Here is a 6,219-nt window from a genome sequence, read left to right on the forward strand (position 1 = left end):
TGGGAGGAAAAACGCTTCGGAGATAAACGATTATAGGTTAATGGTTTGATTTTATATTGTTTTTTACTGTCTCGATAAATTGATCGCGTAAATGATTACTTATCTGCGAATTCCAGACGAGGCCAATATCCCAGCCAGCCTGGTTTCCTTCAAGATTGTGCAGACTCACTCCGGCAGGGAGGAAGTTACGCACGCTTTCTGGTAGCAACGCGACGCCGTTTCCCCCGGCGATCAGGGCCAATAAAGTATGTATATCATCCGTAACGGATGCGGGTTCAGCTGTGATGTCGCTTTGCAGAAGATATTGCCTTGTTTGTTCCGCCAGGCAGGGGCTTTGATCCGGATTAATTTGCAATATTGTGTTCGACATTAAAATATCCCGCTCGCTTTTTTGCTGCCAGGTTTTTGCTGATGGCGCCGCCAGAATAAGTTTTTCATGTTTAATGAATATTGAACTTAGTGGTTCGGTCATCGGAAGGCGAACAAAACCGACATGCAGAGATCCATCCATTAATAGTTTACATTGCACGCTTGATGGAATATGACTCACGGATAACTCTATTCCTGTATGCATATTTTGAAATGTATTGATCCACGCCGGAACGGTATTGAATGATGAAATTCCAAACCCAATTAATAAACTATCGCTATTCTTTTTCTGTATTTCTCGCGTATAACTTAAAAAATGATGGTGTTGTTTTACCAGATCTTGAGCTTTCGAAAACAGCTGCAGCCCAAGCTCAGTGAGTATCGCACCGTAGCGTCCGCGCTGGAAAAGCGCCCCACCGATCTGCTGCTCTAATGCCTGGATTTGTTTGGATAAGGCTGGCTGCGTGAGGTGCAGGGCCATAGCGGCCTTGTGGTAGCTACCTTGTTCTGCAACTGTAACAAATGCGCGTATGAGTCTTATATCCATTCCTGACATTTATCGAACTCTGAAAAAATGGAATTATATACTCTATCATAAGTCAGAGCATACTTGCCAAGAGGTCTTTCATTATAAATAAGGACGATATTGATGTGTCAAAATAAGTCGATAAAGTTAGCCGTTCTTTTCGATATGGATGGTGTATTAATTGATTCTAATGCTGTTATCGAGCGTGCATGGTGTGAAGCCGCGAAAATGTACGGCCGTGAAATTAGCGACGAAGATATTATTAAACATATTCATGGTCAGCCGGGACCACACACGATTCGCGCGCTGTTTAATGACCTGCATCTTGCCGATCGGCAGAAAGTCCAGGAACATATTATTTATGTCGAAAACACCGCCAGTTATGAGGCTATCCTTGGTGTGGCGGAGCTTATTACTTCCCTTAAGGACGCGGGGATCACCGTCGGTATTGTTACCAGCGGCTGGCGTGAGAAAATCGAGCGGGTGATTGAAATGCTTCATATTCAGTCCTGCATTTCGGTCATCGTCGAGCGTGATGATGTCGCCAGAGGCAAGCCGCATCCCGACCCCTATCTGCTGGCGGCGGCGCGGCTAGGGATCCCGGCGAATCAGACGGTTGTTTTTGAGGATTCCCGCAGCGGAGTCACTTCCGCCGTTGCCGCAGGAGCGTATTGCGTAGGGATCGGCGGCGATGATTTACTGCCTTACGGTGCAATGCTTGCTATCCCTGACTTTCGTGGGGTTCGCGTTGTGGCAGAAGGCGATAACACGCCGGTACTTTTGTTCACTCCTGAACATTCCGTGCAGATGGGAGCGCATCGTTAAAATGAGGAAGGGACATAATAAAAATCCCGCTTTAACAGACAGTTAAAGCGGGTTAGTCAATGCTCACAAACTGAGCCTATTTGCCAATACAGAAACTGGAGAAAATCCGTCCCAGCAGGTCGTCAGAGGTAAATTCGCCAGTAATTTCGCTCAGGTTCTGCTGCGCCAAGCGCAGCTCTTCTGCCAGCAGTTCGCCTGCCCATGCGCCCAGCAGCTGCGCTTTCCCCTGTTGTAGATGCTCTGCTGCCTCGGACAGCGCCTGCAGATGGCGACGGCGTGCGAGGAAGCCGCCTTCCATATTGGTTTCAAAGCCCATACTCTGTTTGAGATGGTTGCGCAGCACGTCGACGCCTTCACCGGTACGAGCGGAGAGGCGGACAAGTGAGTGGCCATTTACTTCGCTCAGCCCCAGCGTCTCGCCGGTGATATCCGCTTTATTGCGCACCACGGTAATCGGCAAGTTTTTCGGCAGACGGGCGATAAAGTCCGGCCAGATATCCGCCGGATCGGTCGCATCAGTGGTGGTGCCATCGACCATAAACAGCACGCGGTCGGCTTGTTCAATCTCCTGCCAGGCACGCTCGATGCCGATGCGCTCGACCTCATCGTTCGCATCGCGTAGGCCTGCAGTGTCGATGATATGCAGCGGCATACCGTCGATATGGATATGTTCGCGTAGCACGTCGCGGGTAGTACCGGCAATATCGGTGACGATAGCCGCTTCACGACCCGCCAGCGCGTTCAGCAGGCTCGATTTCCCGGCGTTCGGACGTCCGGCAATCACCACTTTCATCCCTTCGCGCAGCAGGCTGCCCTGGCGCGCTTCGGCGCGTACGGCGTCGAGGTCGGCAATCACCTCGTTAAGCTGGGCTTCGATTTTGCCATCGGAGAGGAAGTCGATCTCCTCGTCTGGGAAGTCGATGGCCGCTTCCACGTAGATTCGCAGGTGAGTAAGTGCTTCCACAAGGTGGTTAACGCGGGTGGAGAAGGCACCCTGTAAAGAGTTCAGAGCTGAGCGTGCGGCTTGCTCTGAGCTGGCATCGATCAGGTCGGCAATTGCCTCGGCCTGAGCCAGATCGAGCTTGTCATTGAGAAACGCGCGCTCGGAGAACTCACCGGGCCTGGCGATACGCAGGCCTGGTAGCATCAGAATACGTTTGAGCAGCAGGTCGAGGATAACCGGGCCGCCGTGGCCCTGAAGTTCTAGTACGTCTTCACCTGTGAAGGAATTCGGGCCAGGGAACCACAGCGCAATCCCCTGATCCAGCGCGCTGCCATCGCTGTCTTTAAACGGCAGGTAGTCGGCATAGCGCGGCTTTGGCAGCTTGCCGAGCACCGCCTGTGCGACGTCGCGCGCCTTCAGGCCAGAGATACGCAGAATGCCCACACCACCGCGTCCCGGTGGGGTTGCCTGTGCGACGATAGTGTCGTTATGGCTCATGATTACTCTCTATGTAAATGTAAAAAAGGCGGTCTATTGACCGCCTTCTCTGGCATTAACTTTACCGTAGATTCTCGAAATAGTTCAAGTTGCAGGAAGGCGGCAAGTTAGAGAGGCCCCAGGAGCTTACTGAAGTAAGTGACTGGGGCGAACTAACGAAGCCAACGCATCTGCAGCTTGAAGAATGAAGAGAATCAGGATTTTTTCTTCTCGCGGCTATGCAGGCCACGCTTCTCCAGACCACGGTAAATCAGCTGCTGCTGGATAATGGTCACCAGGTTGCTGACGATATAGTAAACCACCAGACCAGACGGGAACCACAGGAAGAACACCGTGAAGATGACCGGCATAAAGGTCATGATCTTCTGCTGCATCGGGTCGGTTACCGTGGTCGGCGACATCTTCTGAATGAAGAACATCGTTGCGCCCATGATGATCGGCAGGATGTAGTACGGGTCTTGTGCTGACAGGTCGTGGATCCACAGGATAAACGGTGCATGACGCAGTTCAACCGAAGCGCTCAGCATGTAATACAGCGCAAGGAAGATTGGCATCTGAATTATCAGCGGGAAGCAGCCACCCAGCGGGTTAACCTTCTCAGCTTTATACAGAGCCATCATTTCCTGGCTTTGACGCTGTTTGTCATCACCCAGACGCTCACGCATTGCCTGAATCTTCGGCTGCAGCATACGCATCTTCGCCATGGAGGTGTACTGCGCTTTGGTCAGCGGGTACATGATGCCACGAACGATAAAGGTGATAACGATGATGGAGAAGCCCCAGTTACCCAGGAAGCTATGGATCCATTTCAGCAGTTTGAACAACGGCTGAGAGATGAACCACAGCCAACCGTAGTCAACGGTCAGGTCAAGATGCGGCGCAACGGCAGCCATTTTGTCCTGAATTGCCGGGCCGACCCACAGGGTGCTTTCCAGCTTATCGGTTTGACCAGGCTGCACCAGAACCGGCTGAGATTTGTAGCCGATAGCCACAATACCGTTACCGAGATTCGCGGTGTAGAAGTTGTTAGTGCCGTTGTTCTGCGGAACCCATGCGGTAGTAAAGTACTGCTGCAGCATGGCAACCCAACCGTTTTTGGTGCTGACGTTCAGGTTTTCGTTATCAACGATAGTGTCGAATTTATACTTTTCGTACTTCGTTTCAGATGTTGAATACGCTGCACCACGGAAAGTGTGCATTGTCGTCAGACCACCCGTCTGGGTATCGCGATGCGTCGGCAGATTGGCAGACTGCTTCAGCTGGCCGAAGGTCGACACTTCCAGCGGTTTTTCGCTGGCGTTCTGTACGCTATAGGCGACATTTACCGCATACTCACCGCGTTTCAGGGTGAAAGTTTTGGTGAAAATGTTGCCTGCTTTATCGGTGTATGCCAGCGGAATGACGATTTCGTTCTGGCCATCAGCCAGGACAAACGCATCTTTATCGACGTTATACAGCGGACGCGGGCCGTTGGCCGGGTTATCCGGACCATCACGACCGGTTAAACCGCTCTGCGCCTGATAGGTAAACTGCGGCGTGGTTTCCAGTAACTGGAACGGTTCTGTCGATTTCAGCTCTTTTGGATAGTCCAGAAGCAGCGCTTGCTCAACATCACCACCGCTGGTGTTGATGGTCAGGTCAAGCACATCGGTTTTTACCGTAATCAGTTTCCCCTGGCCACTGGCCGGTACGCCCTGGTCGGCGGCGCTACCCGCTGCTGTGGTCGTTGTCTGCGTGGTCTGCTGCTGAGGCTGAGGATTGTTATCCTGCTCCCAGGCTTGCCAGATCATGAAAGACACGAACAACAAAGCGATGATAAGAAGATTGCGTTGCGAATCCATCGTTAGTGTTCTCTGGTATCAAATGGTCCAGGCGGGACGGGATCGTCACCACCAGGGTGTAAAGGGTGGCATTTTAATACGCGTTTCACCGTCAACCAACTGCCTTTTATCAGTCCAAACCTGCGCAATGCCTCAATTCCGTATTGAGAGCAGGTTGGTGTGAAACGACAGTGCGGCCCGAGTAGCGGACTAATCAGGCGTTGATAGACCCGAATCAGGCCTATCAGGACCCGCGAGCCAGGCGACAGTGGCGGCGCCATAATTTTTCCAACGCTTCCGAGAGAGCACGGTTATCGAGGTCGGCAACCCCCTTCTTCGCCACCACCACGAAATCCATTGGCGGGAGTTCATGTTGACGTAAACGGAAGCTTTCACGCGTCAGACGTTTAATCCGATTGCGTTCATGTGCGCGTTTAACGTTTTTCTTGGCGACAGTAAGACCGATGCGGGGATGCCCCAGCGAATTTTGGCGGCCGAGGATGGTGATTTGCGGCGTGCCAGCCCGTAATGGCTGCTGGAAGACGAAAGTGAAATGACTGGGAGTTAACAAACGTAACTCCCTGGGAAATGCGAGCTTAACCACTCAGGGTTAGCTTTATTACTTGGAAACGGTCAGACGAGAACGGCTTTTAGCACGACGACGTGCCAGAACCTGACGACCATTTTTAGTAGCCATACGAGCACGGAAGCCGTGAGAACGGTTGCGCTTCAGTACAGACGGTTGAAAAGTGCGTTTCATGGCGGTTTCTACCTAAACTTGAATAATTTCACTGACTTTCGCGTATACCCGAACGAATTTCGAACGGCCTACGCCTCAGCGTGGGTGATTAAAGAGGCCGGATTGTAATAATTGTACACTCCGGAGTCAATTCTCTTTCCTTATTTCTCGCACCTTGCCGCACAAAAAATAAGCGATGGCACGATGCGGAAAACGGGCATTACGCGCCGGGTGGGGGATTATACGACCTGGTGGATAAAGCGCAAGGATCGCAAAGGATCTTTGTTAGATCTATTAAGCCCAAAACCAGCATATACCCGTTATACTTCAAGTTGCATGTGCGTTGGCTTTCCTCGCTCACCCCAGTCACTTACCAGCGTAAGCTCCTGGGGATTCCCTGCGTCGCCGCCTTCCTGCAACTCGAATTATTTAGGGTATAGCTTAAATTTTTCCAATATGCGGCTGAAATCGTGCTTCACTCTCCCCGGGATCGTTTACA

At 51.7% G+C, this 6,219-nt stretch carries 7 protein-coding genes and 1 pseudogene; 1 reads left to right on the top strand and 7 read right to left on the bottom strand.

The genetic code is table 11. The features are described from left to right. Positions 1-37: 37 nt before the first annotated feature. Complete coding sequence (locus QVF11_RS18650; RefSeq protein ID WP_287858622.1) at positions 38-925, bottom strand: LysR family transcriptional regulator; 888 nt, start codon at positions 923-925, stop codon at positions 38-40. Between the two features lie 93 nt (positions 926-1,018). On the opposite strand from QVF11_RS18650, the gene QVF11_RS18655 reads away from it, so the two are divergent. Continuing rightward, entirely contained in the window at positions 1,019-1,720 is a 702-nt protein-coding gene (locus QVF11_RS18655) for an HAD family hydrolase (protein WP_287858624.1), read from the top strand. 76 nt (positions 1,721-1,796) lie between these two features. Here the strand turns inward: QVF11_RS18655 and mnmE are convergent, their stop codons facing one another. The 6 genes and pseudogenes from mnmE to QVF11_RS28715 form a co-directional block, all read right to left on the bottom strand. Continuing rightward, on the bottom strand, positions 1,797-3,161 hold the full coding sequence (mnmE, locus tag QVF11_RS18660) for a tRNA uridine-5-carboxymethylaminomethyl(34) synthesis GTPase MnmE (protein ID WP_287858626.1): 1,365 nt from the start codon (positions 3,159-3,161) through the stop codon (positions 1,797-1,799). A gap of 194 nt (positions 3,162-3,355) precedes the next feature. Then, positions 3,356-5,002 carry a membrane protein insertase YidC gene (gene yidC, locus QVF11_RS18665; protein ID WP_287858628.1) on the bottom strand — a complete coding sequence of 549 codons (1,647 nt, stop codon included), beginning with the start codon at positions 5,000-5,002 and terminating at the stop codon, positions 3,356-3,358. Between the two features lie 2 nt (positions 5,003-5,004). Continuing rightward, positions 5,005-5,262: a membrane protein insertion efficiency factor YidD gene (gene yidD, locus QVF11_RS18670; RefSeq protein WP_004871831.1), complete on the bottom strand. Its 258-nt coding sequence runs from the start codon at positions 5,260-5,262 to the stop codon at positions 5,005-5,007. Then, positions 5,226-5,585 carry a ribonuclease P protein component gene (gene rnpA, locus QVF11_RS18675; RefSeq protein ID WP_004871829.1) on the bottom strand — a complete coding sequence of 120 codons (360 nt, stop codon included), beginning with the start codon at positions 5,583-5,585 and terminating at the stop codon, positions 5,226-5,228. The genes yidD and rnpA overlap by 37 nt, the downstream gene beginning before the upstream one ends. 15 nt (positions 5,586-5,600) lie before the next feature. Then, positions 5,601-5,741: a 50S ribosomal protein L34 gene (rpmH, locus tag QVF11_RS18680; RefSeq protein WP_002220736.1), complete on the bottom strand. Its 141-nt coding sequence runs from the start codon at positions 5,739-5,741 to the stop codon at positions 5,601-5,603. A gap of 218 nt (positions 5,742-5,959) precedes the next feature. Next, positions 5,960-6,019 (bottom strand): annotated as a pseudogene (locus QVF11_RS28715) (hypothetical protein); the annotation flags it as partial. Positions 6,020-6,219 lie beyond the last annotated feature (200 nt).

This window comes from Klebsiella sp., assembly GCF_027492335.1.
Lineage (GTDB): Bacteria > Pseudomonadota > Gammaproteobacteria > Enterobacterales > Enterobacteriaceae > Klebsiella > Klebsiella huaxiensis.

Excerpts from the sequence above, each read along its gene's own strand:
- yidC (WP_287858628.1), bottom strand. The coding sequence starts at position 5,002 with ATGGATTCGCAACGCAATCTTCTTATCATCGCTTTGTTGTTCGTGTCT.
- mnmE (WP_287858626.1), bottom strand. The coding sequence starts at position 3,161 with ATGAGCCATAACGACACTATCGTCGCACAGGCAACCCCACCGGGACGC.
- rpmH (WP_002220736.1), bottom strand. The coding sequence starts at position 5,741 with ATGAAACGCACTTTTCAACCGTCTGTACTGAAGCGCAACCGTTCTCAC.
- QVF11_RS18650 (WP_287858622.1), bottom strand. The coding sequence starts at position 925 with ATGTCAGGAATGGATATAAGACTCATACGCGCATTTGTTACAGTTGCA.
- QVF11_RS18655 (WP_287858624.1), top strand. The coding sequence starts at position 1,019 with ATGTGTCAAAATAAGTCGATAAAGTTAGCCGTTCTTTTCGATATGGAT.
- yidD (WP_004871831.1), bottom strand. The coding sequence starts at position 5,262 with ATGGCGCCGCCACTGTCGCCTGGCTCGCGGGTCCTGATAGGCCTGATT.